This window comes from Gammaproteobacteria bacterium, from assembly GCA_013817245.1.
GTDB lineage: Bacteria > Pseudomonadota > Gammaproteobacteria > HTCC5015 > HTCC5015 > JACDDA01.
The window spans coordinates 214,583-241,450 of sequence record JACDDA010000002.1 but is presented as its reverse complement, the minus strand read 5'-3'; the positions used below and the strand labels follow the sequence as shown (position 1 = coordinate 241,450).

The 26,868-nt window shown below is 44.6% G+C and carries 32 protein-coding genes and 1 other RNA gene; 13 read left to right on the top strand and 20 right to left on the bottom strand.

Annotation, left to right across the window (positions count from 1 at the left end):
- Positions 1 to 3: 3 nt before the first annotated feature.
- From H0W44_04015 to H0W44_04000, 4 genes are read right to left on the bottom strand one after another with little or no spacing between them, the layout of a single operon-like run.
- Positions 4 to 1,209, bottom strand: coding sequence for a UbiH/UbiF/VisC/COQ6 family ubiquinone biosynthesis hydroxylase (locus H0W44_04015; GenBank protein MBA3581599.1), 1,206 nt, complete (start codon positions 1,207 to 1,209; stop codon positions 4 to 6).
- Positions 1,206 to 2,483 (bottom strand): 2-octaprenyl-6-methoxyphenyl hydroxylase, encoded by a 1,278-nt coding sequence (gene ubiH, locus H0W44_04010; protein MBA3581598.1) that lies wholly within the window; start codon positions 2,481 to 2,483, stop codon positions 1,206 to 1,208. Before ubiH ends, H0W44_04015 begins: the two co-directional genes overlap by 4 nt.
- A gap of 20 nt (positions 2,484 to 2,503) precedes the next feature.
- The gene (gene pepP, locus H0W44_04005; GenBank protein ID MBA3581597.1) at positions 2,504 to 3,808 is read right to left on the bottom strand and encodes a Xaa-Pro aminopeptidase; all 1,305 of its coding nucleotides are present in this window, start codon (positions 3,806 to 3,808) and stop codon (positions 2,504 to 2,506) included.
- Positions 3,809 to 3,837: 29 nt separating this feature from the next.
- On the bottom strand, positions 3,838 to 4,395 hold the full coding sequence (locus H0W44_04000) for a UPF0149 family protein (protein ID MBA3581596.1): 558 nt from the start codon (positions 4,393 to 4,395) through the stop codon (positions 3,838 to 3,840).
- Positions 4,396 to 4,527: 132 nt separating this feature from the next.
- Here H0W44_04000 and H0W44_03995 point away from each other — a divergent pair, with 132 nt between their 5' ends.
- The 6 genes from H0W44_03995 to H0W44_03970 all read left to right on the top strand — a co-directional run bounded on the left by H0W44_03995 (position 4,528) and on the right by H0W44_03970 (position 7,020).
- Positions 4,528 to 4,749 (top strand): TIGR02449 family protein, encoded by a 222-nt coding sequence (locus tag H0W44_03995; protein MBA3581595.1) that lies wholly within the window; start codon positions 4,528 to 4,530, stop codon positions 4,747 to 4,749.
- On the top strand, positions 4,746 to 5,066 hold the full coding sequence (locus H0W44_03990; protein MBA3581594.1) for a cell division protein ZapA: 321 nt from the start codon (positions 4,746 to 4,748) through the stop codon (positions 5,064 to 5,066). The genes H0W44_03995 and H0W44_03990 overlap by 4 nt, the downstream gene beginning before the upstream one ends.
- 1 nt (position 5,067) lies before the next feature.
- Positions 5,068 to 5,251: non-coding RNA, 6S RNA (ssrS, locus tag H0W44_03985), on the top strand.
- Between the two features lie 14 nt (positions 5,252 to 5,265).
- Positions 5,266 to 5,859, top strand: coding sequence for a 5-formyltetrahydrofolate cyclo-ligase (locus tag H0W44_03980; protein MBA3581593.1), 594 nt, complete (start codon positions 5,266 to 5,268; stop codon positions 5,857 to 5,859).
- 34 nt (positions 5,860 to 5,893) lie between these two features.
- Entirely contained in the window at positions 5,894 to 6,346 is a 453-nt protein-coding gene (locus H0W44_03975) for an EVE domain-containing protein (protein MBA3581592.1), read from the top strand.
- Between the two features lie 230 nt (positions 6,347 to 6,576).
- Positions 6,577 to 7,020 (top strand): hypothetical protein, encoded by a 444-nt coding sequence (locus H0W44_03970; protein MBA3581591.1) that lies wholly within the window; start codon positions 6,577 to 6,579, stop codon positions 7,018 to 7,020.
- A 118-nt stretch (positions 7,021 to 7,138) separates the two neighbouring features.
- Here the strand turns inward: H0W44_03970 and ilvA are convergent, their stop codons facing one another.
- A complete protein-coding gene (gene ilvA / locus H0W44_03965; GenBank protein ID MBA3581590.1) occupies positions 7,139 to 8,653 on the bottom strand; it encodes a threonine ammonia-lyase, biosynthetic in 1,515 nt (504 codons plus the stop codon).
- A gap of 128 nt (positions 8,654 to 8,781) precedes the next feature.
- Here ilvA and rpiA point away from each other — a divergent pair, with 128 nt between their 5' ends.
- Positions 8,782 to 9,444 carry a ribose-5-phosphate isomerase RpiA gene (rpiA, locus tag H0W44_03960; protein ID MBA3581589.1) on the top strand — a complete coding sequence of 221 codons (663 nt, stop codon included), beginning with the start codon at positions 8,782 to 8,784 and terminating at the stop codon, positions 9,442 to 9,444.
- Positions 9,445 to 9,732: 288 nt separating this feature from the next.
- Positions 9,733 to 11,181: a cardiolipin synthase gene (cls, locus tag H0W44_03955; GenBank protein MBA3581588.1), complete on the top strand. Its 1,449-nt coding sequence runs from the start codon at positions 9,733 to 9,735 to the stop codon at positions 11,179 to 11,181.
- Between the two features lie 124 nt (positions 11,182 to 11,305).
- On the opposite strand, the gene rpsI is transcribed toward cls, so the two are convergent.
- The gene (rpsI, locus tag H0W44_03950; GenBank protein MBA3581587.1) at positions 11,306 to 11,701 is read right to left on the bottom strand and encodes a 30S ribosomal protein S9; all 396 of its coding nucleotides are present in this window, start codon (positions 11,699 to 11,701) and stop codon (positions 11,306 to 11,308) included.
- A gap of 14 nt (positions 11,702 to 11,715) precedes the next feature.
- On the bottom strand, positions 11,716 to 12,144 hold the full coding sequence (rplM, locus tag H0W44_03945) for a 50S ribosomal protein L13 (GenBank protein ID MBA3581586.1): 429 nt from the start codon (positions 12,142 to 12,144) through the stop codon (positions 11,716 to 11,718).
- A 249-nt stretch (positions 12,145 to 12,393) separates the two neighbouring features.
- On the opposite strand from rplM, the gene coq7 reads away from it, so the two are divergent.
- Positions 12,394 to 13,011, top strand: a complete 618-nt coding sequence (coq7, locus tag H0W44_03940) for a 2-polyprenyl-3-methyl-6-methoxy-1,4-benzoquinone monooxygenase (protein MBA3581585.1) — start codon at positions 12,394 to 12,396, stop codon at positions 13,009 to 13,011.
- Positions 13,012 to 13,044: 33 nt separating this feature from the next.
- On the opposite strand, the gene speD is transcribed toward coq7, so the two are convergent.
- The 3 genes from speD to H0W44_03925 form a co-directional block, all read right to left on the bottom strand.
- Positions 13,045 to 13,857 (bottom strand): adenosylmethionine decarboxylase, encoded by an 813-nt coding sequence (gene speD / locus H0W44_03935; GenBank protein MBA3581584.1) that lies wholly within the window; start codon positions 13,855 to 13,857, stop codon positions 13,045 to 13,047.
- Positions 13,858 to 13,919: 62 nt separating this feature from the next.
- Entirely contained in the window at positions 13,920 to 14,354 is a 435-nt protein-coding gene (locus tag H0W44_03930; protein MBA3581583.1) for a VOC family protein, read from the bottom strand.
- Positions 14,351 to 14,767, bottom strand: coding sequence for an OsmC family protein (locus H0W44_03925; protein MBA3581582.1), 417 nt, complete (start codon positions 14,765 to 14,767; stop codon positions 14,351 to 14,353). Before H0W44_03925 ends, H0W44_03930 begins: the two co-directional genes overlap by 4 nt.
- A gap of 79 nt (positions 14,768 to 14,846) precedes the next feature.
- Between H0W44_03925 and crp the strand changes: the two genes are divergently transcribed.
- Positions 14,847 to 15,482, top strand: coding sequence for a cAMP-activated global transcriptional regulator CRP (gene crp, locus H0W44_03920; protein MBA3581581.1), 636 nt, complete (start codon positions 14,847 to 14,849; stop codon positions 15,480 to 15,482).
- A gap of 15 nt (positions 15,483 to 15,497) precedes the next feature.
- Here the strand turns inward: crp and trpC are convergent, their stop codons facing one another.
- The 5 genes from trpC to rpe form a co-directional block, all read right to left on the bottom strand.
- Positions 15,498 to 16,289, bottom strand: a complete 792-nt coding sequence (gene trpC / locus H0W44_03915; protein ID MBA3581580.1) for an indole-3-glycerol phosphate synthase TrpC — start codon at positions 16,287 to 16,289, stop codon at positions 15,498 to 15,500.
- A gap of 47 nt (positions 16,290 to 16,336) precedes the next feature.
- Entirely contained in the window at positions 16,337 to 17,353 is a 1,017-nt protein-coding gene (gene trpD / locus H0W44_03910; protein MBA3581579.1) for an anthranilate phosphoribosyltransferase, read from the bottom strand.
- A 63-nt stretch (positions 17,354 to 17,416) separates the two neighbouring features.
- Positions 17,417 to 18,037 (bottom strand): aminodeoxychorismate/anthranilate synthase component II, encoded by a 621-nt coding sequence (locus H0W44_03905; protein ID MBA3581578.1) that lies wholly within the window; start codon positions 18,035 to 18,037, stop codon positions 17,417 to 17,419.
- A 28-nt stretch (positions 18,038 to 18,065) separates the two neighbouring features.
- Positions 18,066 to 18,749 (bottom strand): phosphoglycolate phosphatase, encoded by a 684-nt coding sequence (locus tag H0W44_03900; GenBank protein ID MBA3581577.1) that lies wholly within the window; start codon positions 18,747 to 18,749, stop codon positions 18,066 to 18,068.
- A gap of 26 nt (positions 18,750 to 18,775) precedes the next feature.
- On the bottom strand, positions 18,776 to 19,459 hold the full coding sequence (gene rpe / locus H0W44_03895; GenBank protein MBA3581576.1) for a ribulose-phosphate 3-epimerase: 684 nt from the start codon (positions 19,457 to 19,459) through the stop codon (positions 18,776 to 18,778).
- A 77-nt stretch (positions 19,460 to 19,536) separates the two neighbouring features.
- On the opposite strand from rpe, the gene H0W44_03890 reads away from it, so the two are divergent.
- On the top strand, positions 19,537 to 20,031 hold the full coding sequence (locus H0W44_03890; GenBank protein MBA3581575.1) for a hypothetical protein: 495 nt from the start codon (positions 19,537 to 19,539) through the stop codon (positions 20,029 to 20,031).
- A gap of 275 nt (positions 20,032 to 20,306) precedes the next feature.
- On the opposite strand, the gene H0W44_03885 is transcribed toward H0W44_03890, so the two are convergent.
- Entirely contained in the window at positions 20,307 to 20,615 is a 309-nt protein-coding gene (locus tag H0W44_03885; GenBank protein ID MBA3581574.1) for a cytochrome c, read from the bottom strand.
- Positions 20,616 to 20,696: 81 nt separating this feature from the next.
- A complete protein-coding gene (locus H0W44_03880; protein MBA3581573.1) occupies positions 20,697 to 21,338 on the bottom strand; it encodes a peroxiredoxin in 642 nt (213 codons plus the stop codon).
- Positions 21,339 to 21,676: 338 nt separating this feature from the next.
- Between H0W44_03880 and H0W44_03875 the strand changes: the two genes are divergently transcribed.
- Positions 21,677 to 23,467, top strand: a complete 1,791-nt coding sequence (locus H0W44_03875; GenBank protein ID MBA3581572.1) for a CRTAC1 family protein — start codon at positions 21,677 to 21,679, stop codon at positions 23,465 to 23,467.
- Positions 23,468 to 23,488: 21 nt separating this feature from the next.
- On the top strand, positions 23,489 to 23,746 hold the full coding sequence (locus H0W44_03870; GenBank protein ID MBA3581571.1) for a DUF4404 family protein: 258 nt from the start codon (positions 23,489 to 23,491) through the stop codon (positions 23,744 to 23,746).
- Between the two features lie 22 nt (positions 23,747 to 23,768).
- On the opposite strand, the gene H0W44_03865 is transcribed toward H0W44_03870, so the two are convergent.
- The 3 genes from H0W44_03865 to H0W44_03855 all read right to left on the bottom strand — a co-directional run bounded on the left by H0W44_03865 (position 23,769) and on the right by H0W44_03855 (position 26,778).
- Positions 23,769 to 24,026: a hypothetical protein gene (locus tag H0W44_03865; GenBank protein ID MBA3581570.1), complete on the bottom strand. Its 258-nt coding sequence runs from the start codon at positions 24,024 to 24,026 to the stop codon at positions 23,769 to 23,771.
- Between the two features lie 61 nt (positions 24,027 to 24,087).
- Positions 24,088 to 24,414: an antibiotic biosynthesis monooxygenase gene (locus H0W44_03860; GenBank protein MBA3581569.1), complete on the bottom strand. Its 327-nt coding sequence runs from the start codon at positions 24,412 to 24,414 to the stop codon at positions 24,088 to 24,090.
- A 117-nt stretch (positions 24,415 to 24,531) separates the two neighbouring features.
- The gene (locus tag H0W44_03855) at positions 24,532 to 26,778 is read right to left on the bottom strand and encodes a LysM peptidoglycan-binding domain-containing protein (protein MBA3581568.1); all 2,247 of its coding nucleotides are present in this window, start codon (positions 26,776 to 26,778) and stop codon (positions 24,532 to 24,534) included.
- Positions 26,779 to 26,868: the final 90 nt, after the last annotated feature.

Sequence of the window (26,868 nt, the reverse complement as noted above, 5' to 3'; positions counted from 1 at the left end):
GCGTTATGTCCTCATGGCCTGTTGCATCAACAACCGTTTCAACATCGGCAAATGCTCTATCGCGTTAACGCCGGTGTTACGCAACCAAATCGCCAGCGGATGTTGGTTGATATACAAATGATGCAAACCATCTAACGCCAGACTCATGGTTGCGTTCATCACGCGGCGTTGTTGTTCGTAGCGTTTTAGTACTGAGAGATCACCCAGCTGTTTTTTATTCTGTTGCGCAGCTACTCGTAAAACATCCGCTAAACACACGGCATCCGCTATGCCTAAATTAACGCCTTGGCCTGCGAGTGGATGCACAACATGCGCAGCATCGCCTATTAACGCGACATGCGGTGCGACGTAGTGATCGGCGTGAAGATGTTGCAAAGCAAATGCAGCACGCGTGCCGCAGCTAAGCACTTTGCCTAAACGAAAATCGAGCGCGCGACTTAATGCATCACAAAACTCAGTCTCGCTTTCTGCTAAATAGTGCGCTGCTTGTGCTTGCGGTAATGACCAGACGATGGAACTACTGCCATCGGCTAATGGTAAAAAAGCTAAGGGCCCGCCTGACAAAAATCGTTGCCATGCCGTGTTTTGATGCGCGTGTTCGGTGCGCACTTGCGCGACGATGGCTTTTTGAAAATAGGATTTCATCGCTAGATTACTACTGATCGCCGCACGCCACGGTGAACGCGCACCATCTGCACCTATGACTAAACGCGCGCGACAGGTTTCACCGTTGGATAAAAGCACGTTAATTGCATCGTCTGTGATGGTGTAATTCAAAGGTTGTAATTCAAAATGAATCGTGTGCGCCATGCTTTGATTTATTTCTTGCAGCAGCGCTAATTGCAATTCATCGTTTTCAATAATAAAACCTAATTGATCTTGCCAAATCTCAGTAGCGCTAAAATTAATTTCGGCCGCACCATGACTTTCCCAAACGGTCATGCGTTGATAAGCCATGATGCGTTGTTGCGGCAAATGTCGCCACGCATTGACACTTTGCAAAGCAGTTACTGATGCGGGACTGATGGCGGATACACGCAGGCTGTATTCGTTTTGTGGTTTAAGCGTATGCACGGGCGCTGCTGCGGCTTCAATAATGTGAACGTTTAAACCGGCGTCGCGTAATTGTAGTGCTAATAAGCTGCCAGTAATGCCCGCGCCTACGATTAGCACATCAATCATTTCACGATTCAATGTCGCTGCACTCATGGCGCAGGCTGCTTATTTTGCAAAGAATCTTGGATGTGATCGCGTAGTAACGGTGACATGGCTGCGCCCATGCCCATCATGCGACGAGTTAATGGCTGTTTTAAAAACGGCAGCATTGATAACACGCCCAAGCCTAATGCGCGCATTTGCGTTAATGGCGCAGGCAATGCAACAAAACCTTTAATTAAGCCATGCGTAACGGCCAAAGTGGTTTGTCGATCTGCCTCGCAGGCATCTACAAAATGTTGTAATAATGTTGCATTACCTGCATCTGTGTCTTGTTGCGATAATTGTTCAACGAGTTGCATAACATCCCGCAATGCAAGATTTAAACCTTGGCCCGCAACCGGATGCACGGTTTGCGCGGCATTACCAATAAACACCAGACGATCAACGCGCCGTTGCAATAATTGTTGTCTATGCAAAGGATACGCTTGGCGCACACCTGCGTGTTGAATGCGCCCTAAACGCCAACCAAATTCGACTTGTAAGCGCTGACAAAATTCTGCATCACTTAACGCTAACATGTCAGTTGCAATAGATGTGGGTAATGTCCACACCAATGCAGCACGCGATGCTTGTTGCGGTAATGCACGTAAGGGCAACAACGCAATCGGGCCTTGTGCGGTAAAACGTTCAAAGGCTTGGCCGTGATGCGCACGACTTAATGATAGATTCGCAATGATTGCGGTTTGTTGATAATCCAAGCTTTCAATCGGCAATTGTAGTTGCTCACGAATACTCGATTCACTGCCGTCAGCCGCAATAACCAGGCGCGCGCGCAAGATGTTATTCACGCCAGCAGCATCGAGCTGCAACACAATATCGTCTGTATGTAATTGCAGTGCTTGAACACGTGCGGGTGCGCGCCATTGAATAACGCTATTATTTTTTTTAATTAACTGCGCAACAGCGGCGCCGTAAGCGCGATTCGGTACGACATAACCTAATGCGGGAACGTTTTCATCTGCAGCGTGAATGCGCGTGGCGCCGAATTGACCTTGCGCAGAAACGTGCACCGTGGTGATTGGCGCGGCATGTGCGGCTAACAAATCCCATAACGATAAGGCTGCTAAAAAACGCTTTGAGCCCTCGCTTAATGCAACGGTGCGTTCATCGTAATGATTCGATTGCTCTTGTGGCGCTGCGGCGGTTAACGGCTGCACTTCGATGACGGCAATACTAAATTTTGTGTACTGCGCTAACGCCAGCGCCAGCGTGGCGCCGACCATGCCGCCACCAACAATGGCAATATCAACCGTTTTTTCAGACATAAGAGTGTGCAGACATAGGGTCAAGCGTGCGCCATGATCGCTTCTATATCAGCCACCGTTTTGGGCGCTTGCGCGGTTAACACTTCATGGCCTTCGCGAGTGATCAACACATCGTCTTCAATGCGAATACCGATGTTGTGAAATTTTTCAGGAATGTCATTGGCCGCATTAATATATAAACCAGGTTCCACGGTTAATACCATGCCGGGTTCGAGTAAACGCCAGGCATCGTCAATTTTGTAATCGCCGACATCGTGCACATCCAAACCCAACCAATGACCCGTGCGATGCATATAAAAACGTCTATATCCTCCGTCTTGAATTAATTGCGCGCAATCGCCTTTTAATAAACCCAAATCAATCAAACCTTGGGTTAATACTTTTACCGCCGCATCGTGTGGATCATTCCAATGATTACCTGGAATGGCGGCAGCAATCGCTGCGTATTGTGCGTTTAAGACAATTTCATAGACCGCGCGTTGTGCATCATTAAAACAACCATTGATAGGAAAGGTACGCGTGATATCGGAAGCGTAACCTTCATATTCAGCACCCGCATCAATTAACAATAAATCACCGTTGTTTAATTCAGCATTGTTTTCAACGTAATGCAAAATGCAGCCATTAGCACCACCACCTACAATTGATGAATAAGCCGTCTGTGCGCCGTTACGACGAAACTCATACAACAGTTCTGCTTCTACGGCATATTCCATCATACCGGGGCGACACGCTTGCATAGCGCGTTTGTGTGCGTCACAAGCGATTTTAGCGGCTTTACGCATTAAACGGATTTCGGCGCGCGATTTAAATAAACGCATTTCATTTAAAATGAATTCCAACGACACAAATTCATTCGGTGCATGCACGCCCGCGCGACTTTGTTCACGCAAGCGATTCAACCACACCATCATTTGTTTATCGAAGTCGGCGTAACGGCCCATCGTGTAATACACTTTTTCACGGTTTTCCATTAAACCGGGCAAGATGTCGTCTAAATCGCTAATCGGAAACGAATCATCTGCACCGTATTGCGCCGTTGCGCCTTCTTGACCTGCGCGGCGACCGTCCCAAGTTTCTTTTTCAGGATCTTTTTCACGACAAAATAAAATGTATTCGCCTTGTGGCCGACCCGGCACTAATACCAACACCGCTTCCGGTTCGTTAAAGCCGCTGATGTAGAGAAAATCACTGTCTTGACGATAGCTGTAATACGCATCGCGATTACGAATCCGTTCAGGTGCCGCAGGAATGACGGCAATTGCATCGCTGCCGATACTGCGCATTAATTGTCGACGACGACGAACAAATTCATCTGTGCTCATTACGCTACTCGGTTTTTCAATAGGCTGAATTAATGTAAATATTGACGCGGCGCGTCCTGTTGATGGCGTGGGCGTAGTTCTTCATTAATTAATAACACGCCCATCCGCACATATTCGGTGATTTCTTCGACCGCAAACGCATTTTCTTCATCGCTTTCATCATCGGGTTCTGCCATGCGAGTGATTTCCATAAAATCTTGCAATAACTCTGCCGTGTCTTGTAAGTTTTCTTCATCATCAGATAAGGCGTTAGGATCGACCCCAGCAGCGGCCAAGCCATATAAAAATCCGCTACACCAATCACGCAAAGCATCGACACGTAAACCTAAAACCGCATCGTCATCCGGCAATAACAAATTAAAAGCGAGCTCCGGTCCATCTAATTGCTGTTGGGTTTCATTAAACAAATTCTGCAAGTTGATTGGCAAATATTCTAATTGCTCAACATGTAATGCAATTTTCGCCCAATGCTGCTCATCTACCGGCATACCCGCGCAGAACATGCCGCACAATGCACCATGACATTCAGCCGCAGAGCTACTGCTGCTGACATCGTCAATATCGTCTTGAATATCAATGTAATTCATTCGTTAACAACCCATGCGTTCGTTAGGCGCCAATGCTACCATTCCTGCCTGAATCGCCAAAATACTCAACTCAGTTTAGGAATTTTGTTTCCGCTGTTGACCAACGTTAAGACGGGGCATACCATTTTCGCCATGGCTAACAAATACCTTTCCCAAGACCTACAAGGTCTCGATCTACAGCTTCGTGAATTACTCGCGCTGTGTCAGCGCTTGCGCGATGAAAATAACTCTTTGCGCCAACAGCAGACTCAACTGGTGACTGAACGCGCAGGCCTAATCGAAAAAAATGAAATGGCGAGAAGTCGTGTTGAAGCCATGATCGGTCGCCTAAAGACGATGGAAAATAACGCATGAGTGGTGTGCCGGTCACAATTACGATTTTAGATAAAGAATATCAAGTAGCGTGCCCAGCAGAAGAAGTGGATGCCTTACGCGCTTCTGCACAGTATTTAAGTCAGCGCATGCGTGAAATTCGCGATAACGGCAAAGTCTTAGGCGCCGACCGCATTGCAGTGATGGCGGCTTTAAATATCACCCGTGAATTATTAAATCTTAAAACGCTAGAGCATGATTGCCTACAAGCAGCAGACCATATTGGTCGGCTGCAACAATCCATCTCGTCTGTCTTACATCCCATTAATGAACAAAATGAACTAGAATTAAATCGTTGAGTAACCTCTGCGGTATTCGATAGTGAGCTGGGTATATCCTTGAGCCTATTTTAGTACCCCGGGGATTGTTTGCCCGGTTCGTGTGCATGCCCACCTCGAGTGGGAAGCCTAAAGATCGGACATCGTTCCCCACCTGAACCTCTGGTTCAAGGTCGAAAGTTTGCAACGGTATTTGCGGAGGTTGCTCGCACTTTTAATTATGTTAGATATAAATCCCACTGATCTTGCTGCCTTGCGTACTCGCTTACGCACGCGACGTAGTGCTGCATTAAGCACTGCACAACAAGCGCACGCTGCACAGCAATTTGCGGTGCAATTTAGTCAACAAAGCCTTTTACAAAATGCGCAACATATCGGCGTTTATCTTGCCGTACACAACGAAGCAGATCCTGCTGCGATAGTAAAAAATCTCCGTGACAACGGTAAACAACTCTATTTACCCATCGTGCAAACGCCACCACTATTACGATTTGCGCCGTGGTTCTCTGCTAGTCCATTACGACTTAATCAATTCAATATTGCAGAACCTGTTGATCCTGCGGGAGCTTTGCACGATGCAGCCACGCTCGATTTACTCATCATGCCGTTATTAGCATTCACACTGACAGGCATTCGCTTAGGTATGGGTGGTGGATATTACGATCGCAGTTTGACGCAACACATCCGTGGAAAACCGCTGTTAGTCGGGCTCGCATATGAGTTTCAACTTCAAGATACATTGCCACAACGCAGCTGGGATGTGTCATTAGACTTTGTGATTACCGAACAGTCCTTTTATGATTGCCGCGCTTAACGCACTTTTTCTCTTCAATTAAGGAATTTTTTTCGTGGCTTATTGGTTATTGAAATCCGAACCAGACACTTACAGCATCACTCAACTGGAACAAGATCGCATTGAACCTTGGAATGGTGTTCGCAATTATCAAGCACGAAACATGATGCGCGATCAGATGAAACAAGGTGATTTAGCCTTCTTTTATCATTCCAACTGCACAGTACCTGGCATCGTCGGCATTATGCGTATTGCTCGTGAAGCTTATCCCGATGCAAGTTCATGGCATCCAGAAAGTCCTTATTACGATCCAAAAAGTAGCGCTGAACACGCGCGTTGGTTCGCCGTTGATGTGGAATATGTCCAAACATTCACGCGCACCCTGACATTAACCGAACTCAAATCAATTGATGCATTACGCGATATGGCATTAGTGCATCGCGGCAATCGTTTATCAGTGATGCCAGTAACCGCAGCTCAATGGCAACTGATCTTAACGCTTGAGTAATGCCAATCATGGTCGCTAACAACGATGATGATCGATCAACACGGTTTAAAACACACTCAAAAATGTCTTTGATCATGTCCAACACGTACTTTTTTCGTCAATCACCAACAAATTTTTTAAAAATTTGCGCATTTTTGATTTCACTCTTGCGTTTTTTATAAATTTGCTAGCATTTTTTATATTCTTGTTTATACTCACTGCGGCAATTCATATTCGTCCGGAGGAAAATAATGGCCATTAAGAAAGCAACTGCAAAAAAAGCCGCTCCAAAAAAGAAATCTGGAGCACGTCGTAAATCGAAAAAGAAAGTAGCTAAGACAGCTGGCAAGAAAAAGGCTAAAAAGAAAGTAGCCAAGAAAGCCAAAAAGAAAGCAGGCAAGAAGAAAGCTGGTAAGAAAAAGAAAGTAGCTAAAAAAGCTGGCAAAAAGAAAGCTAAGAAGAAAGTAGCTAAAAAAGCTGGCAAAAAGAAAGCTAAGAAGAAAGTAGCTAAAAAAGCTGGCAAAAAGAAAGCCAAAAAGAAAGTAGCTAAGAAAGCTGGCAAAAAGAAAGCCGGCAAAAAGAAAGCTGGTAAGAAAAAGAAAGTAGCCAAGGTTGCTAAGAAAGTAGGCAAGAAAAAGCGCCGTGGTAAGAAAAAGAAAACCGCTTCTATGGCTGCTCCTGAAGCTGCTATGTAAGCAAAACCCTTTCGAACCTAGGTTCGGAATTAAAAAGGCCCGCATTGCGGGCCTTTTTTTATGCTCAACATCTTAAAAAAACCACAGAAAATGTCCTGCGGCTTAGCTAAAAGAACTTTCAACCAAGAAACAATTGATAAGCGGGATTACTGCTTTCTTCGTGATAATCATAACCCAACGCACGCAAACTTTTATGCAGTTGTGCACGCTCACTATTGGGGATTTGTAGACCCACCAAAACTCGGCCATACGCTGCACCGTGATTTCGATAATGAAACAACGTGATATTCCAGGCTTGACCGATGCTATCTAAGAAAGTCATTAACGCGCCTGGCCGTTCGGGAAATTCCAAACGCAAAATCAATTCATCTTGTAAATTTTGCGGGCGACCACCAACCATATAACGAATATGCATTTTGGCCATTTCATTATCCGTCATATCGACGACTTCAAAGCCTTTGTTGGCTAAACGCGCTAATAGCTCTGCTTGCTCATCAGGGCCTCGTGCTAATTCGATACCAGCAAAAATATAAGCTTTTTCAGCATCGGCATAACGATAATTAAATTCTGTAATACTACGTTTACCTAAGGCGCGACAAAACGCGCGAAAGCTGCCGGGGCGTTCGGGTACTTTAACGGCCATTAACATTTCACGATGTTCACCTAATTCAGCGCGTTCAGATACATGACGCAGGCGATCAAAATTCATATTGGCGCCGCTCACAATGGCAACCAGTTCTTGGTTTTTAATATCGTGTTGTTGCACGTATTTTTTTAATCCCGCTAATGCCAGCGCTCCCGCAGGTTCGGCAATCGAACGTGAAGCATCAAACACGTCTTTAATAGCCGCGCAAATTTCATCAGTATTCACCAATATCACGTCATCTAATATTTTATGCACTACGCGAAAAGGTTCTTTGCCAATTTCACGCACCGCCACGCCGTCAGCGAATAATCCTACTTGTGACAAACGCACGCGTTTCCCCGCACGCATCGCGGCGGCTAAACAAGCCGAATCTTCTGATTCAACACCAATGACTTTAATGTGCGGTCGCAAAGCTTTTATATATGCACACACACCGGCCAACAAACCACCGCCACCTACTGGCACAAATACCATGTCAGGGCCGGTTTTATGTTGTTGTAATATTTCCATGCCGATCGTGCCCTGTCCCGCAATCACATCAGGATCATCATAAGGATGGATATACGATGCGTTTTCTTTTTCTACCAAGGTCAGGCTGTATTCGTACGCTTCATCATAGGTATCACCGACTAATTCAATCCGCGCACCCAAGGCACGCACCGCTTCCACTTTAATCGGCGGCGTGGTTTTAGGCATGACGATGATGGCTTTAATGCCTAAGCGTTGCGCCGCAAGCGCTACACCTTGCGCATGATTACCTGCAGACGCAGAAACCACTTTTTCAACTTTTTGCTGCTGCATCAGTTGATAGATTTTGTTGTAAGCGCCCCGTAGTTTGAATGAGAACACCGGCTGTAAATCTTCGCGTTTTAACCAAATACGATTGTGATAACGCGCGGAAAGTTTTTCTGCATATTGCAAAGGCGTACGCTCTGCGACGTCATAAACGCGAGCGTTAAGGATTTTTTGCAAATAATTCGGTGGCATCGCTGCTAATCCTACTGTGAGGCGACTACTCGATAAAATCTGAGTCGCTGATAATGTCTTGTATTGTAATACAAGCCTACGCACAATATGCCGCCTAGCCTATCAACCCGCACAATTAGGAACCTTCCATGAACAGTGATGACTTAAAACGCCAAGCCGCCGAAGCAGCACTCACTTATGTAGAAGAAGGCACGATTGTAGGCGTGGGCACGGGTTCAACCGCTAATCATTTCATTGATTTATTAGCGTCGATGAAGCATCTGATTGAAGGCACCGTTGCTAGCTCAAAAGCCACCGAAGAACGTCTACGAAAACACGGAATTCCAGTATTAGAACTTAACGCGGTCAACGAGATACCTTTATACGTCGATGGCGCAGACGAATCTAATCATTATTTACAGCTCATTAAAGGCGGCGGCGGTGCGCTGACGCGTGAAAAAATTGTGGCGGCCGTCGCGAAGAAATTTATTTGTATTGCTGATGAATCCAAACTAGTAGACGTGCTTGGCACGTTTCCCTTGCCGATTGAAGTTATTCCTATGGCGCGTAGTTATGTCGCGCGGGCTTTAAAAAAACTCGGCGGTGATCCGGTATTACGCGAAAATTTTAAAACTGACAACGGCAACATTATTTTGGATGTTCACAATCTACAGATCATGGAAGCAATCAAAACCGAACAAACCATTAATCAGATCACCGGCGTAGTTACGGTGGGCTTATTTGCGCAACGCCCGGCGGATGTCTTAATCTTAGGTAGTAGCAATGGCCCTCGTGTTCTGCACGCTCGCTAAATTTTATGAGATCACTGTTTATTGATATTGCGGCGCTTATTTTTAAAGAATTTACCTAACAAATTCCAGGTAACTTAGTCGTGCAAGTTGTCATAATTCCGAAAAAAAAGCTCTTAACCTAGATTTCATCGCCTAATCTACGGAAGCGGCCTATAGCACGGTTTCTTATAACCTCTTGAAGCAATATCTTCGGCGCTGCTATTTTACGGCATGATAACAAAAGCTTCATTTTTCTATCGTTTATTAGCAAACAATGAAATCAGCATCAAACAACGCGGAGTAGATTAAGTGAACAATAATGTGTATTGGTTCTTAACGTTTGTGTTAAGCCTTTGTGGTGCCACTACTGCATTTCATGCTTTATTTAACAAACGTGACTCACGCGCTGCCGCCATGTGGATTATTGTGTCTTTATTAATCCCTCTCATCGGTTCCGTGGCTTATTGTCTTTTTGGTATTAATCGCATTCAACGTCGAGCGCGGAAATTACGCAAAAATAAAACACATTCACTGCACAAGAATCATTTAGAACAGGATCAACAGCTCAACGGCGGCGAATATACTCGCTTCAGCGAATTAATCCGTACCACTACGGCTATGACGCAATCACCTTTATTGCCGGGCAATTCCGTAACCGCTTTACACAATGGCGAAAACGCTTATCCGGTCATGCTTGATGCTATTGCCAACGCTACTCAACATGTTTATTTGTCGATGTATATTTTTCAAAATGATGCCTGCGGCGAAAAATTTATGAACGCGCTGATAAAAACACATCAACGCGGCATTACTGTTAGGGTCTTGCTTGATGGCTATGGCCAGTGGCCCGTTACTTTTAGCATGGCCAATAGATTACGCAAAGCAGGTGTTCCTGTTGGATTGTTCAATCCTATAAAATTATTTCCTCCCAATATTCATATTAATTTGCGCAATCATCGAAAACTTCTTATTGTCGACAACACCGTTGCGTTTGCTGGCGGAATGAATATTGCCAAACAACATTGTGCTATTGACGATCAATCTTCAGCTCATATCATTGATTTGTCTTTCCGATTTACCGGCCCTATTTTGCAGCAACTTTACAATGTGTTTCTCGATGAATGGGAATTTGTAACCGGTGAAAACTTAATCGTTCCAAAAAATTCCCCCGTTACCTCTTCTAAGCCAAGCTCATTATCAACAGAACAGGGGAGTTTATGTCGCGTCATTGTGGATGGCCCAGATGACGACCAAGACGGCATAACCGCTGTTCTATTAGGCGCGATCGGTGCAGCTAATCGCCGATTAGCAATTATTTCACCTTATTTTTTACCGCCGCGTGAAATAGTAGGCGCTTTACAAACAGCGGCACGACGCGGTGTACAAGTGGATATTTTGCTGCCGCGTAGAAGCGACCGTCGCTTTGTGGATTGGGCAACGCGCAATATGCTATGGGAATTACTGAACGATGGCGTGAATGTTTATTATCAACTTACGTCTTTTCCGCATACAAAATTATTTATTGTCGATGATTTTTATATGCATACCGGCTCGGCCAATATGGATATGCGAAGTTTACGATTGAATTTTGAATTAGTTGTAGAAATTTACGATCACGCGTTTGGCGCGCAAATGATAGAACATTTTGATGAGTGCCTTAAAAAGGCTGAAACAATTTCACTAGAACGTTTACACGCCCGTCCTCTTTGGCAGCGCTTCAGAGATGCGTTTTGCTGGCTATTTAGTCCTTTATTGTAATAAAGATTATTCGCAGTTAATCGCTCATTTTATTCAAAGAATAAAATCTTCACGCCGAAAAAATATTGAAAAAAAATACCGAGGGATAAAAAAGAACCCCTGCGATTGCAGGGGTTCGTAGATCTTAACGCTTGCTGAACTGCGTAGCGCGGCGAGCTTTGCGCAAGCCCACTTTTTTCCGTTCAACTTCGCGAGCATCGCGAGTTACAAAACCAGCTTTACGTAAAGGTGGGCGTAAAGCTTCGTCATATTCAATCAAAGCGCGAGTAATGCCTAAACGCAAAGCGCCCGCTTGACCATTACCGCCGCCGCCAGCAACCGTAGCAACGATGTCAAAATTATTTAACAACGCAACTGTGTTTAAAGGCTGACGCACGATCATACGTGACGTTTCGCGACCAAAATACTCATCCAACGCTAAATCATTAACTTGAATCTTGCCTGTCCCCGGACGCAAGAAAACACGTGCGCTAGAAGTTTTGCGACGACCAGTACCATAAAATTGTTCGGCTTGTGCCATTTGGATCACCTAAATCAAATATCAAGAATTTTGGGTTGCTGTGCCGAATGTTGATGTTCGGTACCAGCATATACTTTCAGTTTACGAAACATCGCACGACCTAAAGGATTTTTTGGCAACATGCCTTTTACCGCTGTTTCAATAATCCGCTCAGGTGCTTTCGCACGTAGTTTGTCCAAGGTAATGGACTTCAGATGGCCAATGTAACCGGTATGATGATAATAAACTTTGTCGGTTTCTTTACGACCCGTTACGGCGACTTTTTCAGCATTGATCACGACGATGTAATCACCTGTATCAACATGCGGCGTATATTCAGCTTTATGTTTGCCACGTAAACGACGCGCAATTTCGGTAGATAAACGACCCAGCGTTTTGCCAGCGGCGTCAACCACATACCAATCGCGTTTTACAGTTTCTGTTTTTGCACTAAACGTCTTCATTTTTCATTCTATCCATTACAATCACTGTCGCGCTGAATCGAACAATTGTCGATTCGCTGGTCGTTCAAAGGATTCCCAGAGCCACCAATATCCAAGATATTCATAAGATATTGAAGCGACATTCGAAAAGCACTTTGTCCCGATCCGCTTGCGCCAGACAGCCGGGCGCGAAGGGGCGCTAATCTTACTGAAAGCCGGCTCCTGAAACAAGCCAATAAAGAGGAAATCAGCGTGCGACAACTGAATGCTATGGATCGACTATTGGCCGAAGTGCAGCACGGCCTGGCTACGTGTGTACTAAAACCCGCGCGCAGTAACCGCTATCCTGCAAAAAACTTGATTGATCAATCACTTAGCAATAACGATAGCAGCGATGAAGGCGCTTTGATGCGCATTAATCATACCGGCGAAATTGCGGCTCAAGCCCTGTATCGCGGTCAAGCATGGGCCGCTCAAACGCCAGAATTACACAAATCACTGCTACAAGCCGCAGCCGAAGAGCAAGAACACTTAGCGTGGTGCCAACAACGGCTCGATGAATTAGCAGATCACCGCAGTTATTTGGCGCCAGTCTGGTATACCAGTTCTTGGTGTATAGGCGCCGCAGCAGGACTGGCAGGAGATGCGTGGAGTTTAGGTTTTTTAGAAGAGACCGAACGGCAAGTGGCAACACATTTAGAAGATCACTTAAATAAGCTATCGAGCACCGAACTGCGTAGTCGCGCTATTCTTCAGCAAATGCACGCTGATGAAACCCGACACGCGAATGCGGCGCATGTCGCTGGCGCGCGCCGTTTGCCGCCATGGTTACAAAGCGGCATGACGCAACTTGCAAACGTCATGCGCTTTGCCGCTTATCGATGGTGAAAAATATTTATGGAGTTAACTAGCTTTTAACCGTTAACTTTTTACGGGCATGTTTTTGCCATAAAAAATTTCAGCCATTTCGTGACGTAACCATTTTTCTATTTGCACTAATTCTTCTGCGGTATACAAATCTTTTGGTCGTCCGAACAAGTAGTTATTCATTTCAAAATCTTTCAACATCATCTTGGTGTGGAAAATATTTTCTTGGAACACATTCACGTCTATCATTTGATAACGATCACGCGTATCAGAAGACAAGAAATTTTGAATAGAATTAATTTCGTGATCAATAAATAATTTATGGCCGCGAATATCCCGCGTAAAGCCGCGCACACGATAATCTACGGTGACAATATCAGAATCAAAACTATGAATTAAATAGTTTAACGCTTTCAACGGCGAGACTTTACCGCAGGTTGAAACATCAATATCAACGCGGAAAGTACTAATGCCTTCTTCAGGATGCGTTTCTGGGTAGGTGTGCACGGTTAAATGACTTTTATCTAAATGCGCAACAACTGCATCAGGCAACGGGCCTGGCTTTTCAATTTCCGCGCCTTCTAAATTTTTAACTGGCTCTTCGGAAATCAACATGGTCACGCTCGCGCCCTGCGGATCATAATCTTGGCGCGCAATGTTCAATATATTTGCGCCAATGATGTGCGCAACTTCTTTTAGCACGGTGGTTAAACGTTCAGCGTTGTACACTTCATCGATGTATTCAATATATTCTTGTTGCTCTTGCTTAGTTTCTGCGTAGCAAATATCGTAAATATTGAAACTAAGGGTTTTAGTTAAATTATTAAAACCATGCAATTTCAATTTTTTCTGGGCGGCCTGAGACAATGCAGTAAATCCTCGTGACAAGGGGTTCCGGGTAATCGTGGGGGGAACCTAATGATTGGGGGTCAGAGTTTATCGGAAATTGGTGGATGGTAAATGACTTGTACGCTATTTCCGGCAGGATCTTTTGCATAAAAACTGCGGGCGCCATCTCGATGGGTCTTGGGTTGCGCGGTAATAGGGACTTGTTGCGCCTGAAAATGCGCATGCCAACGGTCTACGTCTTCAATCTTGCGTAATATAAAACCAATATGATCCAAGCGCTGCATACCCTCGGCACCTTCAACATTGGACGCTGCGCGCCGATGCAAGGCTAAATTATCTTGGCCCGCGCTGGTTAAAAATACATTATCGGCATCCGGCCGCCACTCCACGCTCATGCCTAGCACGCGCGTATAAAATTGTTCGCACGCTTCTAAATCCGCCACATAAAACGCAACATGCCGCATACCCGCGGTAGCCGGTAAATCCATAGGCCAATTAGATACATCAGTACTCATGTCGTGCGAATTTCGTAGCTGTGAGAAATTTTCACACCATGCTCCAGCATCTTAGAAACTGAACAATATTTATCAGCCGATAAATCGACCGCACGCGCCACTTGTTTATCAGACAGGTCGTGACCAAAAATAATAAATTTCATATGGATTTGGGTAAACACAGCCGGCACTGCATCGGCACGCTCGGCTTCTAATTCAATTTCACATCCTGTAATAGGTTGGCGGGCTTTTTGTAAAATATGCAGCACATCAATAGCGCTGCAACCACCTAAGCCGAGCAAGACCATTTCCATTGGACGAATACCGAGATTACGTCCGCCTACATCTGGTGGTCCATCCATCACTACAGAATGACCGCTGGCAGATTCGCCTACCAAACTGATGTGGTCTAACCATTTAACACGCGCTTTCATGCGAGCTCCTACGTTGTCTGCTTTTGATTTGCTGCTAGAATGCTTTGCGAAAGGATAACTTATAACACCGGACAAGTTCATGCCACTTAAAAAAATCGACAAAGAAGATCCGGCACTTGAACGCTTCTTACAGCATTGTCATCGTCGCAGTTATGCCGCACGCACCACCATCATTCATGGTGGCGATCGTCCCGACACGCTTTACTATATTACTAAAGGTTCGGTCAGCGTACTGATCGAAGATCATCAAGGTCGCGAACTAGTGCTGGCGTATTTAAGCAGCGGTGATTTTTTTGGAGAGATGGGTTTATTCGATCCACAAGTAGCACGCAGTGCTTGGGTTATTGCTCGCAGCGCTTGCGAAATTGCTGAAATTCATTACGACCAATTCAAAAACTTGGCCATGAATGATGCGGCAATTATTTTTAAACTCGCCTCACAAATTGCCATTCGTTTACGCAAAACCAGCCAAAAAGTATGTGATTTAGCTTTTCTTGATGTCACCGGCCGCGTCGCGCATACCTTACTCGAACTCGCACGCGAACCCGACGCGGTAACTCATCCTAATGGCATGCAATTAAAAATTACGCGCCAAGAAATTGCGCGCATCGTGGGTTGCTCGCGGGAAATGGCAGGCCGTGTCTTGAAAGATTTAGAAATACAAGGCTTAGTGACTGCGCATGGAAAAACAATTGTCGTATTAGGCGCGCGTTAATTAACTATTTTTATTTTAATTAAATAACTCGGCGAGTTTTTGTCCAGGTTCTGGCGCTCGCATAAATGCTTCACCCACTAAAAATGCATGTACATCCGCTGCGCGTAATTTCGCCACGTCTGCATGCGTATGAATGCCACTCTCAGTGACCAACAAAACATTGTCGGGAACCGCGCTTAACAAATTGATAGTCGTGTCTAAGCTAGTTTCAAATGTGCGCAAATTACGATTATTAATGCCAATTAAATCCGAACCCACTGCCAACGCGCGTTGTAATTCTTCTGCATCGTGAACTTCGACCAAGGCATCCATATTTAAATGTCGAATTAATCCTAATAATTCCGCTAATACGGCATCGCCTAATGCCGCAACAATTAACAACACACAGTCAGCACCTAATGCGCGCGCTTCATAAATTTGATATGCATCAATAATAAAATCTTTACGTAATACGGGCAGCTCAACTGCAGCACGCGCCTGCACTAAATAATCATCATGACCTTGAAAAAAAGCTTCGTCTGTTAATACCGACAAACACGCCGCGCCGCCTGCCGCATAACTACGCGCAATGCTAATCGGTTCAAAATCCTCACGAATTAAACCTTTGCTAGGCGAAGCTTTTTTAATTTCCGCAATAACTGCTGCTTGGTGAGCCGCGATTTTGTTGCTTAATGCTTGGCGAAAGCCGCGTGGCGCACCTGCAATGGCGGCACGTTCGCTCATGGCTTTTAATGACACACGCGCTGCGCGCTCGGTAATTTCTTGAGCTTTATGATTAAGAATTTTTTGTAAAATATCGGTGGCCATACAAAATCGCTCGCTTACGGCTAATTACGTTTTTAAAAACACGGGGGTTACACGTTATGCGTGGTTTGAATAAAATCGGCAAATTTACGCTTGGCGCTGCCGTTCATTAAAACTTCGCGCGCGCGCTCAACACCGTTAATTAAAGTGTCTGCTAAATTTGCCGCGTAAATCGCCGCACCTGCATTTAATAGAACAATGTCATAGGCTGCGCCCAACTGATTATCTAACACGCTATTAATCATCGTTAAACTTTCTTCGGCGGTAGTAACTTGTAAGCCAGTAATTGCTTGACGCGTAATACCAAAATCTTCCGGCTGGATACTATAACAATGCACCGCACCATTTTTTAATTCTGCTACTTGGGTCGCCGTGGCAATACTAATTTCATCTAAACCATCATCCGCATGCACCACTAACACATGTTCGCTTTTTAAACGCTGCAATACTTCAGCAAGCGGTTTCACTAAATCTGGACTAAACACACCCAACACTTGATTGGGTGCGCCGGCCGGATTCGTTAAAGGGCCTAAGACATTAAATAAAGTTCGCACACCAATTTCTTTGCGCGGTTTCACCGCATGCCGTGTGGCGCTGTGATGCAAAGGCGCAAACATAAAACCCACACCGCATTTTGCGACACAGGCTGCGACTTGTTGCGGCGATAAATCAATGCGTGCGCCCGCGGCTTCTAATACATCGGCGCTACCCGAACGACTGGTCACCGAACGATTGCCGTGCTTCGCGACATTGGCACCCGCAGCGGCGGCGACCATCGCCGACACCGTGGAAATATTAAACGTACCTACGCCGTCACCACCGGTGCCACATGTATCCAGCAAATGTTTTGCAGGAATATCAACACGATCCGATAACTCTCGCATCACCGTAGCGGCGGCGGCAATTTCTTCCACCGTTTCACCTTTAATTCGCAAGCCTACCAACAACGCAGCAATTTGCGCCGGCGTCGCTTCTCCCGTCATGATCAGCTGCATCACAACCGTCATTTGCGCATAGCTCAGATGTTGCCCCGCGACAACCGCGCGAATGGCTTCTGGCAAACTCATGGGGATCCTTTCTGCTAATAGTTAAGCGCGACGACCCACTCGGAATGTCGCTGCGGAATGTCGCTATTGTAATGGGATCGCTAGAAAATTCCTTAGCAATTGCGCGCCGCAACTCGTCAAAATAGATTCGGGATGAAACTGCACGCCCACAATAGGCCAACGGGTATGCTGGATAGCCATAATCTCCAAAGGGATTTCCACGGGAATTTCTACTGGGCTTGCGCCAGCGGGTGCAGACAACGAAGTCCACGCATTCACTTGTAAACAATTCGGCAAACTAGGTGTTTCAACAATTAAAGAATGATAACGAGTGGCAATAAAAGGTTGCGGCAAATCATGAAACACACCGGAATAATCATGCGCAATAGCAGACGTTTTGCCATGCATCAATTGATTCGCATGCACTATGCGACCACCAAACGCTTGCGCGATACATTGATGGCCTAAACATACGCCCAACATCGGCAACTTGCCCGCAAAATGTTTGATGGCTTCTAAAGAAATACCGGCTTCATTTGGCGAACCCGGACCCGGCGAAATAACTATGCGTTGCGGTTGCAAACGTTCAATCGCACTGATGCTTACTTCATCATTACGCACAACCTTAACGTTTTCACCTAACACCGCAAAATATTGCACTAAGTTATAAGTGAACGAGTCAAAATTGTCGATCATTAACAACATAATAAGACGCTCAATAAAACCTTAGAACTTAAAATAAGTTGTACACGAAATGCGGTAATTCACTAAGGGAATCAACGATAAAATCCGGCCGCGATAACCCAATCTCTACACCTTGGTTATAACCATAACTCACCGCAATCATTTTAAAACCCGCCGCCCGCGCGGCTTCCACATCATTGGCAGAATCGCCAACCATTAAACTGCGTTTAGGATTAGCGCCCAATAAAGTTGCCGCGTGTAACAATGGTTTCGGATCAGGCTTGCGTTCGGGCAAATCATCTCCACACACCACGCAAGCAAAATATTGCGTTAATTTCAAACGCTCTAATAAAGGCTCAGTAAATTGCCGACGTTTATTAGTGATGCAACATAGAGGAATTTCTTCTTTGATTAAATATTTCAAAACTTTTTCTGCGCCAGGATACACTTTAGTTTTAACCGCATAATGTTGCGCGTAGGCTGCTAGAAATTCATCTAATGCTTTCGCATATAAACCAGCTGCCGGCTCACCATTCATATCGCCGGTTAACGCTCGTTTAATTAAACGCTCAACACCATCACCCATCCAATTGCGTACTTGACGTAAATCTGTGGCATGCAAGCCTAGATCCCGAAACATAAGGTCTATGCAATGTGCAATATCAGGCGCGCTATCAACTAACGTGCCGTCTAAATCGAAAGCAACCAATTCTGGTTTTTTATCAAGATACATGCAGACTAACTTTATGAAAAAATTAATTAAACAAGCGCGCGCGCAATTTCTGCGCGCATTTGACTAATGACCGTTTTATAATCGGGCGCACCAAAAATTGCTGAGCCCGCCACAAAAGTGTCGGCACCTGCAGCCGCAATCGCTGCGATATTATCGGCTTTAACACCACCGTCGACTTCTAAGCGAATCGCATAACCTGATGCATCAATGCGTTGTCGTACTTGACGCAATTTATCTAAGGTCGCTGGAATAAATTTTTGCCCGCCAAAACCAGGATTCACCGACATTAATAAAATCATATCGATTTTATCCATAACGTAATCTAAATAATGTAACGGTGTTGCAGGATTAAACACCAAACCGGATTTGCATCCATTGTCACGAATTAGCTGCAAAGTGCGATCAATATGCGCTGACGCTTCAGGATGAAACGTAATATAGGTCGCGCCTGCTTGAGCAAAATCCGGAATAATCCGATCAACCGGTTGCACCATTAAATGCACATCAATCGGTGCAGTCACGCCATGCTTACGCAGCGCTTCACATACTAAAGGACCAATCGTTAAATTAGGAACGTAGTGATTATCCATTACATCAAAATGCACAACATCCGCGCCGGCGGCTAACACTGCATCAACCTCTGCGCCTAAACAAGCGAAGTTCGCCGATAAAATTGACGGGGCGATCCACGGAGAAATTTTAGTAGTCATGGCAGTCATTGATAGGTCACCTCAAGATGCTTAAAATGTGCGCGGCAATACTAACAAACTTCCTAAGGGCGCTCCTAATGCAAAAACGTGTCATTTCAATTCTATTGGTAATTAACAGCTTATGGTCTTTATCCGCGATCGCGGCGCTGGATACTAGTCCGGTTCCTTATTTTGGTGTGGGCGTGGTTAATAGCGCCTATAAATTTATTGAGAACTCATTAGCCAGCGGCACTTACCAATATTTTTACGCCGACCCTTCGAATGGCGGCTATAGCCCCTTTCTTGTTGACCTTTTTGTCGATGATCAACCCAATGGAATAAAAACATTTGGTGGCGCTCGCTTTAATGGTATATGGGCAATAGAAGGTGGTTTAATTAATTTCGGGCAATATGAAATACAAGCAGCCTCTGCTTACACTGGACCCTACGCTCCCTATTCATATTATTTTCATGAACAAAGCGAAATCAAAGGTGCTTATGCCGCCGGCGTCTTTGAGTCGCCTATTGGTAAAGAGTGGTTTTCTGTAAATGCCAGAATCGGTCTATTACTATGGGGTTATGAGGGCAAATGAACAGAAAGCGCGCAGTTAAATTATTACAATTACTTACCCTACAATGCTAACGATGATATTTCTGAAAACGGTACAGATGTTTTTTATGGTATCGCCTTAGACTTCAAATACATCACCTTAGAAAAAGAATTATATCGTTTAGATACGGATTGGCGAGGCGAAATGGAAGTTGAAACTTTTACCATCAATGCAAAATTTGAATTTTAATAAAAAACAATTTTTAAAATCATAACGAAGCCCGCTTCCGCGGGCTTCGTTATATCAAGCATTCGATATTATTTTTGTGCCGCTAAATACGCCGCAATGTTTTCAATATCGGGTGCCGTTAATTGCATCGCCATTGGTTTCATTAAAGGATTGTCACGTTTGCCCGTTTGAAAAGCTTTTAATTGTGCGATGGTATAAGCCACTGGCTGACCCGCCAACACCGGATAACTTTTATCAATCGGTTGCTTGCCTGCGGGTCCATGACAACCCATGCATGCTTTACTATTAAAGGCTTTTTCCCCAGCTACTTTATCGCCTGCAGCCCAAACCAGGCTGGTCGCTAATAATAAACCCGTCATTAATACTAACTTTTGCATATTCTCGTCCCAGTACGGATTAACAGAACGGCAAATTCTACGCTTGCCGCAATTTACAAAGAAGTCTTAATAGCATAAATATTATTTATTAGGTTGCGGTGTTAAACGCAAATATGGCTTGATTTGTTTGTGGCCTTTAGGAAATTTTTGCGCAATTACCACCGGATCAGTAATGCTAGGCACAATCACCACGTCTTGGCCTTGCTGCCAATCGCCGGGAGTTGCCACGCTGTAGTTATCCGTTAACTGCAAAGAGTCAATTAAACGCAAAATTTCTGTGAAATTACGGCCTGTGCTTTTCGGATAAGTAATAGTCGCACGAATTTTCTTCTGCGGATCAATTACAAACACCGAACGCACTGTTGAACTATCCCCAGCACCGGGATGTAACATGTCGTATAACTCAGCAACCTTACGATCAGCATCCGCTAAAATAGGGTAGTTAACTTCACATTGTTGAGTTTCATTAATATCTTTAACCCATCCATGATGTGATGCCAACGGATCCACACTGACTGCAATCACTTTAACATTCCGAGGTTTAAATTCCGTCGTTTGCAGGCGCGCAACAATGCCCAGCTCTGTCGTACAAACCGGCGTGTAATCAGCGGGGTGAGAGAACAGCACTGCCCAACTATCACCTATCCAATGATGAAACGAGATCACGCCCTGGGTAGATTCTTGCGTAAAATCTGGGGCGATATCACCTAAACGTAAGCTCATAAAATACTCCTTGTTGAATATGCAGGCTGCATTGTAGTCATAGAGAGCACAGTGGCCTAACAAGAATTAGTTCTATCGAAACAACCGACTGTTATCGACCTAAAATCACATCAGCACTGCACTGATTGCTAGGAAAATTGGCTTCATGCGCATTTTTTCTTTACATTATAGCTAGCTTCATTGAAACGACCCCTAGACCATGATTCTTACTACGGCTAGATAGGGACTTAATACTTGCCAGAGGTTTTCTTATGCGCTTGCGGACACTGTTTATATTTCTCCTACTCCTCGGCGGCCTAGGCTATGCGGGCTATTATTTTTATCGTCCACCCTATTCAGTGAGCATTAACGTTTCCAAAATCCCAACTTTCGCGACCATTCCCATCCCTTTTACGCATGATTACAAACATTTACGCGCCTTGCCCTTCATAGGCGGCGCGGTCATCGACATCGACAATAACGGTAAACCAGAAATTTTTATTGGCGGCGGAGCCTTACAAGGCGATGGTTTATTTACGTACATAGATAACAGTTTCATTAATATCTATTCCGAATCAGGCATTACCAAAAAAGCCGGCGATGCGACTTATGGTGCCGCCGCGATTGATGCTGATTACAATGGCTTTACCGATTTATTTGTCGCGCGTGATAGTGGCTTGTATTTTTTGCGTAATCAGAATGGTGTGTTCGTTAGCGAAAAAATCGACGTGGCCTTTGATGACAATTCCGTACCAACCGCCATTGCATTGGGAGATATTAATTTAGATGGCAAAGTAGATTTATTTATTAGCACCAATATGCATCCAAAAAATTATTTTAAACATCGTCATGCTTTTAATGACACAGAATATGCCGCGACCAGCTTATTGTTACTTAATAATGGCGACAATACGTTCCGTGATATTACAACAGCCGCTGGCTTACGCGACAAACACAATGTCTTAACGGCCAGTTTTGTGGATTTAGATAACGACAACTGGCCTGACTTAGTAATCAATCAAGATGCTGGACAAGTTTTAACTTATCGCAATAATCATGATCTCACCTTTGAACAAAAACCTAATCCTACACAAGATTTTTATGGTTATCCGATGGGACTCGCATTAGGTGATATTGATAACAATGGTTTCGTAGATATTTTAGTAACCAATATCGGCACTATGTCTTTACCCTATTTATCACGCGGCGATTTACGTGATAGCCAAAGTTATCATCCGCAATGGGTATTCTTGCATAACGATGGCGATTTTCATTTTACCAATACAGCTGACGCGCTCAAATTAGCCAATTATGAATTTGGTTGGGGTGCGGTGATGGCCGACTTCAACTCAGATAGTTTGCAAGATATTGTCGTTGCATCTAATTACATGAGCTTTCCGCCGCATTGGGCTTATAAACAACCGGGACGCTTATTAGTTCAAACTGACAACGACATGTTCGCTGCGGTCGAAAAAGCCGCTGGCATCAACAATCAACGCTACGGCATTTCACCATTAATCGCAGATGTTAACGCCGACGGTTATACCGATATTATTTTTCTAAACTTTGATGGCACTAGCCAAGCTTTTATTAATTCCGGCGGCTTTGATTCAAATCAAATCAGTCTGCCTATTCCTACCACACCGGATTATTTAAACATGCGCGTGATGGTGGAAAAAAATAATGGCCGAATTATTCATCAACAATTTTTAGTTAATCAAGGTTTAACCGCGTCGCAAGCGTGGACAATGAATTTAGGATTAGGTGTGCAAACCGCCGCTTCACGTTTAGAAATTACTCAAACCAATGGCCGTGTACGTAGCTATGAAAAACCCCCGATTAATCAATATTTCGCTTTCGCAGGCACGCCGGTCACCGTTGAAGAACGATTAATCGCACCGCCCCCCGCGCAAGCCCCATTGCCTCCACGCGCTTTCATTAGTGGGCCTTCCGCGCTGGAAGCACGTAAAAATATTCCGGTGCCGCCCGCTAAGAGCGTCTCGCCTACTAATGAAAATCCGCCAACCCCTGAACCAGTCTCTACACCAAGCGCTGCGCCTGCAGCAATAATCGACGCGCCGCCTGTATTACCTGCACCTTTACCGGCTAGCGATTTAGGGACTTTGCCACCCGAAGCAAGCGCACCTTAATTTAAAAACGGGAACCCTATTATGTCTAGCGAATCGATACGCAATAATTTAGCGGCACTTAAACAAGAATTAGCGCAAACACAAGGTCTTGATACAGAACGGCACACGGCACTGTTAGATTTAATCAATCAAATTGAAACCCAACTAGATTCGAGCACGGATAACGATAACAATGCAGTGCAATTAAAAAAATCTATAACCGAATTTGAAACTGAATATCCGCGACTAACCGCCATTTTGAATGACATTGCTGTCACGCTGAGCAATCTAGGCATATAAATCATCCATTGCCAAAAAAACATTAATCGCGGGTTTTAAAATTAACCCAGCCATTTTTGCGTTCGTCTGCACGCAATTTCTCTGCTTCTGAAGGCTCAGTAGGAAACATGTGACGGTGCATTAAAGCGATAAAAAACAAAAATAAAATAACTAAGAATAAAATCGATATTTTCAGAAATACATCAAATGCAAATGCATGGTGTTGAAAAAAAGCGTACAAAATAAATACATAACCTACCAATAACAGCGCTAGGCCGAGGAATAACCACTTAATGCGCATCGGCTCACCTCAATTAATAAATTTCTACTTATTTAATTAGCTCAAAAAAAGCAGCTGTGAGTTATAAATTGATTACTGAATCATAAGTTTTCATAATAATGTTGCCACGGCCTTGGTCGATGAAGCGCTTAATGTCGCGGCCTTCTTCAATCCAACGCGGGTGCTTAATACAGTTATCATGATCTTGTCGGTTACGCCAATGAATATGACGGATAATTTTTGTACCATCATGACTACGATATAAAGAGGCTGACAAAAAACCTTCCATCGTCGCCATAATATCGAGACTGCCCTGCGATAACTGCACTAACTCTGCTTGATATTCAGGCTCAGTCGTAATTTCAATAATTACGGTAAACACAGTATTGTCTTTTTGGATTGTTGTCATTGCCAACCTGTCTTTATTAATTCATTCGCTTTACATTTATCTAGAGAATGAATGTCATATTATCGTTAGGAATACTCTAGAACTTAGTTGCGCATTTTATGGCACGTCGACATGACACTACGGTGTCGTGGATTCGGCTTTAAGCTGAACAATAGGAAAGACGACTGCATCACCTGCTTTTACTTTGTCCAACCTCATACCGGGATTATATTGTAATAATAACCATACCGGTACATGGTAACGATTATTCGCTAACCACCAAACCGATTCCCCTTTACGCAAAACATGATTTTTAGAGCCTTCAATTTGATAACGATTAAAATATTCGCCTTGTAATTGTTGATGATAAGCCGCACGCCGCGCTTCAAAAGTGTTTTTATCAACTTTACTAAAATCCAATTTTACTTTGGCATACAGTTTCACCGTGCTATTCCGTGACCAACGATTGACATCACGTAATTGTTGCGTAGGAATATCTAACCATTCCGCATAATGCCCCAGCGTTTCCACCGCTTGCATACGAATAGTGCCATCACTCGCAACCGTATAATCACTAGGATCGGCTGATAAACCTGGATGCAAACCAGCGGGTTGCACCGGCGCGATCAATTCTGCTTCTTGCGCAGTTACTGGTTCTGCGGTTTCCACTTTATCTTCTGTCGGCACTCGTAATTCAGCTTGAGTGCCCGCTAACACGGTGCTGACTGCACCTTTAGGAACTTTATTATCTCGATTACTCTCACGACTTTTTGCTGTGCTGCCCGCCAAAACATTCACATCTGTTATAGGTGCTTGTAAACGCAATACTTGCCCCGCTAATAAGGCACGCGGCTGACTTAAATTATTCCACAACATTAAATTAGTTTGCGAAACCCCAAAACGTGCGGCGATAGTCGAAATTGCATCGCCTGGTTGCACTGTATATAAACCATCACTCTTCACTAAAGGCTGAGTAATCACCGGCGCATTAGTAGTGTTAACGCTTGCAACATCACTGACTGACGTGGCGCTGGTAGTTGCAATTACGGCAGCTGGCGCATTAGACGCAGCTGGTAAACGCAGCAATTGCCCTTCACGAACCAGATGTTGATTATTTAAATTATTTAACGCCATTAAAGTGCGCGGACTCACGTTAAAACGATCCGCAATCGCCGATAAAGAATCACCCCGTCGTACTCGATACGTTAAATCTGGTTTTTGCTGCGCATGCCGTTCTTGCATAGCCATCAATAACGTCATAGGCGCTGCTGGATATTGTTTTGCGGGCAATCTTAAAGAGTAACCTTTCGGCACATGTTTACTACCTTCCCACACGGGTGGCCGTAAAGCAGGGTTCCAGCCGCGTAATTCTTCGCGACTGAGAGCGAACACTTGGGCTAATTGTGAGGAAGGAACATAATAAGGTAACGCTAGCGCGGTAGATTGCTCCACTGGTTCCAATTCAATATCACCTAAAAAACGCTTAGGGTTTGAATTAACTTCAACCGCCGCTAAAAATGCCGTATAAAAATTCCGTGATGCAAAACCAAACGCGCGACCTTTATATTGCTTAATAATCGTCTCAATATCCGTAGTACCTGTTTCTCGTGCCGCGCGCGTTACGCCGGCCAGACCATGATTATAAGCAGTGATCGCTAATGGCCAGCTTTTAATATTATTGTAGTTATATTGCAGCAAGCGACTCGCGGCGACGGTTGCAACGTACGGATCAAGTCGCTCATCAACGACATGATCAACACGCATATAACGCTCACCCGTTGAACGCGTAAACTGCCACATCCCCGCAGCGCCAACAGATGAATACGCGCTAGGATTAAAAGAAGATTCAACATGCGGTAATGCCGCTATTTCCAAGGGCATGTTCGCGTCTTTCAAGGTTTTACGAATAAACGGCATCCAACGACCCGAACGCACTAAACCATCGCGAAATTTATCTGCTTGTCCCAATTGAAAACGAATTCGCCCTGCGGCAGCTTTAAACTCATCTTCGGATGTTGATTCGCCCCACAAAGCTAAGACACGCCGCTCTTCAGGCGTTAAGTCATTACGCTCACCGCGTGCTAATTTTAATAAAGCATCGCGATAACGATCTTTAATGCGCTCAATCGTAGCGCTACGCTCACGCCTAGAAACAGTCACGTCTAAATTAATGGCCTGATAAATAATATCAAGGCGTTCATTATCATGAATCAAGCCTTGCTTAGTTGTTACTTCAGTGTAAATGCGCCGCCAAAACAATACCGCTGGCTCTAATATGGCGGGCCGGATAAATACGGTTGGATTTTTTTCTTCGTCGGCTTGTGCACTATCAATAAATAATACCGACCCTGCGCAACTTAATAACAGGAACGTACGTAACAACATTTTTTTCATCGTGATCATTATCCGCTGCAATAAAAAACGAGGTATCGCTTTGCAACAATACCTCGCTCAAATTTATCACGCCAGCGACCC

Excerpts from the sequence above, each read along its gene's own strand:
- H0W44_04015 (MBA3581599.1), bottom strand. The coding sequence starts at position 1,209 with ATGAGTGCAGCGACATTGAATCGTGAAATGATTGATGTGCTAATCGTA.
- ubiH (MBA3581598.1), bottom strand. The coding sequence starts at position 2,483 with ATGTCTGAAAAAACGGTTGATATTGCCATTGTTGGTGGCGGCATGGTC.
- pepP (MBA3581597.1), bottom strand. The coding sequence starts at position 3,808 with ATGAGCACAGATGAATTTGTTCGTCGTCGTCGACAATTAATGCGCAGT.
- H0W44_04000 (MBA3581596.1), bottom strand. The coding sequence starts at position 4,395 with ATGAATTACATTGATATTCAAGACGATATTGACGATGTCAGCAGCAGT.
- H0W44_03995 (MBA3581595.1), top strand. The coding sequence starts at position 4,528 with ATGGCTAACAAATACCTTTCCCAAGACCTACAAGGTCTCGATCTACAG.
- H0W44_03990 (MBA3581594.1), top strand. The coding sequence starts at position 4,746 with ATGAGTGGTGTGCCGGTCACAATTACGATTTTAGATAAAGAATATCAA.
- H0W44_03980 (MBA3581593.1), top strand. The coding sequence starts at position 5,266 with ATGTTAGATATAAATCCCACTGATCTTGCTGCCTTGCGTACTCGCTTA.
- H0W44_03970 (MBA3581591.1), top strand. The coding sequence starts at position 6,577 with ATGGCCATTAAGAAAGCAACTGCAAAAAAAGCCGCTCCAAAAAAGAAA.
- ilvA (MBA3581590.1), bottom strand. The coding sequence starts at position 8,653 with ATGCCACCGAATTATTTGCAAAAAATCCTTAACGCTCGCGTTTATGAC.
- rpiA (MBA3581589.1), top strand. The coding sequence starts at position 8,782 with ATGAACAGTGATGACTTAAAACGCCAAGCCGCCGAAGCAGCACTCACT.
- rpsI (MBA3581587.1), bottom strand. The coding sequence starts at position 11,701 with ATGGCACAAGCCGAACAATTTTATGGTACTGGTCGTCGCAAAACTTCT.
- rplM (MBA3581586.1), bottom strand. The coding sequence starts at position 12,144 with ATGAAGACGTTTAGTGCAAAAACAGAAACTGTAAAACGCGATTGGTAT.
- coq7 (MBA3581585.1), top strand. The coding sequence starts at position 12,394 with ATGGATCGACTATTGGCCGAAGTGCAGCACGGCCTGGCTACGTGTGTA.
- H0W44_03930 (MBA3581583.1), bottom strand. The coding sequence starts at position 14,354 with ATGAGTACTGATGTATCTAATTGGCCTATGGATTTACCGGCTACCGCG.
- H0W44_03925 (MBA3581582.1), bottom strand. The coding sequence starts at position 14,767 with ATGAAAGCGCGTGTTAAATGGTTAGACCACATCAGTTTGGTAGGCGAA.
- crp (MBA3581581.1), top strand. The coding sequence starts at position 14,847 with ATGCCACTTAAAAAAATCGACAAAGAAGATCCGGCACTTGAACGCTTC.
- trpC (MBA3581580.1), bottom strand. The coding sequence starts at position 16,289 with ATGGCCACCGATATTTTACAAAAAATTCTTAATCATAAAGCTCAAGAA.
- trpD (MBA3581579.1), bottom strand. The coding sequence starts at position 17,353 with ATGAGTTTGCCAGAAGCCATTCGCGCGGTTGTCGCGGGGCAACATCTG.
- H0W44_03905 (MBA3581578.1), bottom strand. The coding sequence starts at position 18,037 with ATGTTGTTAATGATCGACAATTTTGACTCGTTCACTTATAACTTAGTG.
- H0W44_03900 (MBA3581577.1), bottom strand. The coding sequence starts at position 18,749 with ATGTATCTTGATAAAAAACCAGAATTGGTTGCTTTCGATTTAGACGGC.
- rpe (MBA3581576.1), bottom strand. The coding sequence starts at position 19,459 with ATGACTACTAAAATTTCTCCGTGGATCGCCCCGTCAATTTTATCGGCG.
- H0W44_03890 (MBA3581575.1), top strand. The coding sequence starts at position 19,537 with ATGCAAAAACGTGTCATTTCAATTCTATTGGTAATTAACAGCTTATGG.
- H0W44_03885 (MBA3581574.1), bottom strand. The coding sequence starts at position 20,615 with ATGCAAAAGTTAGTATTAATGACGGGTTTATTATTAGCGACCAGCCTG.
- H0W44_03880 (MBA3581573.1), bottom strand. The coding sequence starts at position 21,338 with ATGAGCTTACGTTTAGGTGATATCGCCCCAGATTTTACGCAAGAATCT.
- H0W44_03870 (MBA3581571.1), top strand. The coding sequence starts at position 23,489 with ATGTCTAGCGAATCGATACGCAATAATTTAGCGGCACTTAAACAAGAA.
- H0W44_03865 (MBA3581570.1), bottom strand. The coding sequence starts at position 24,026 with ATGCGCATTAAGTGGTTATTCCTCGGCCTAGCGCTGTTATTGGTAGGT.
- H0W44_03860 (MBA3581569.1), bottom strand. The coding sequence starts at position 24,414 with ATGACAACAATCCAAAAAGACAATACTGTGTTTACCGTAATTATTGAA.
- H0W44_03855 (MBA3581568.1), bottom strand. The coding sequence starts at position 26,778 with ATGTTGTTACGTACGTTCCTGTTATTAAGTTGCGCAGGGTCGGTATTA.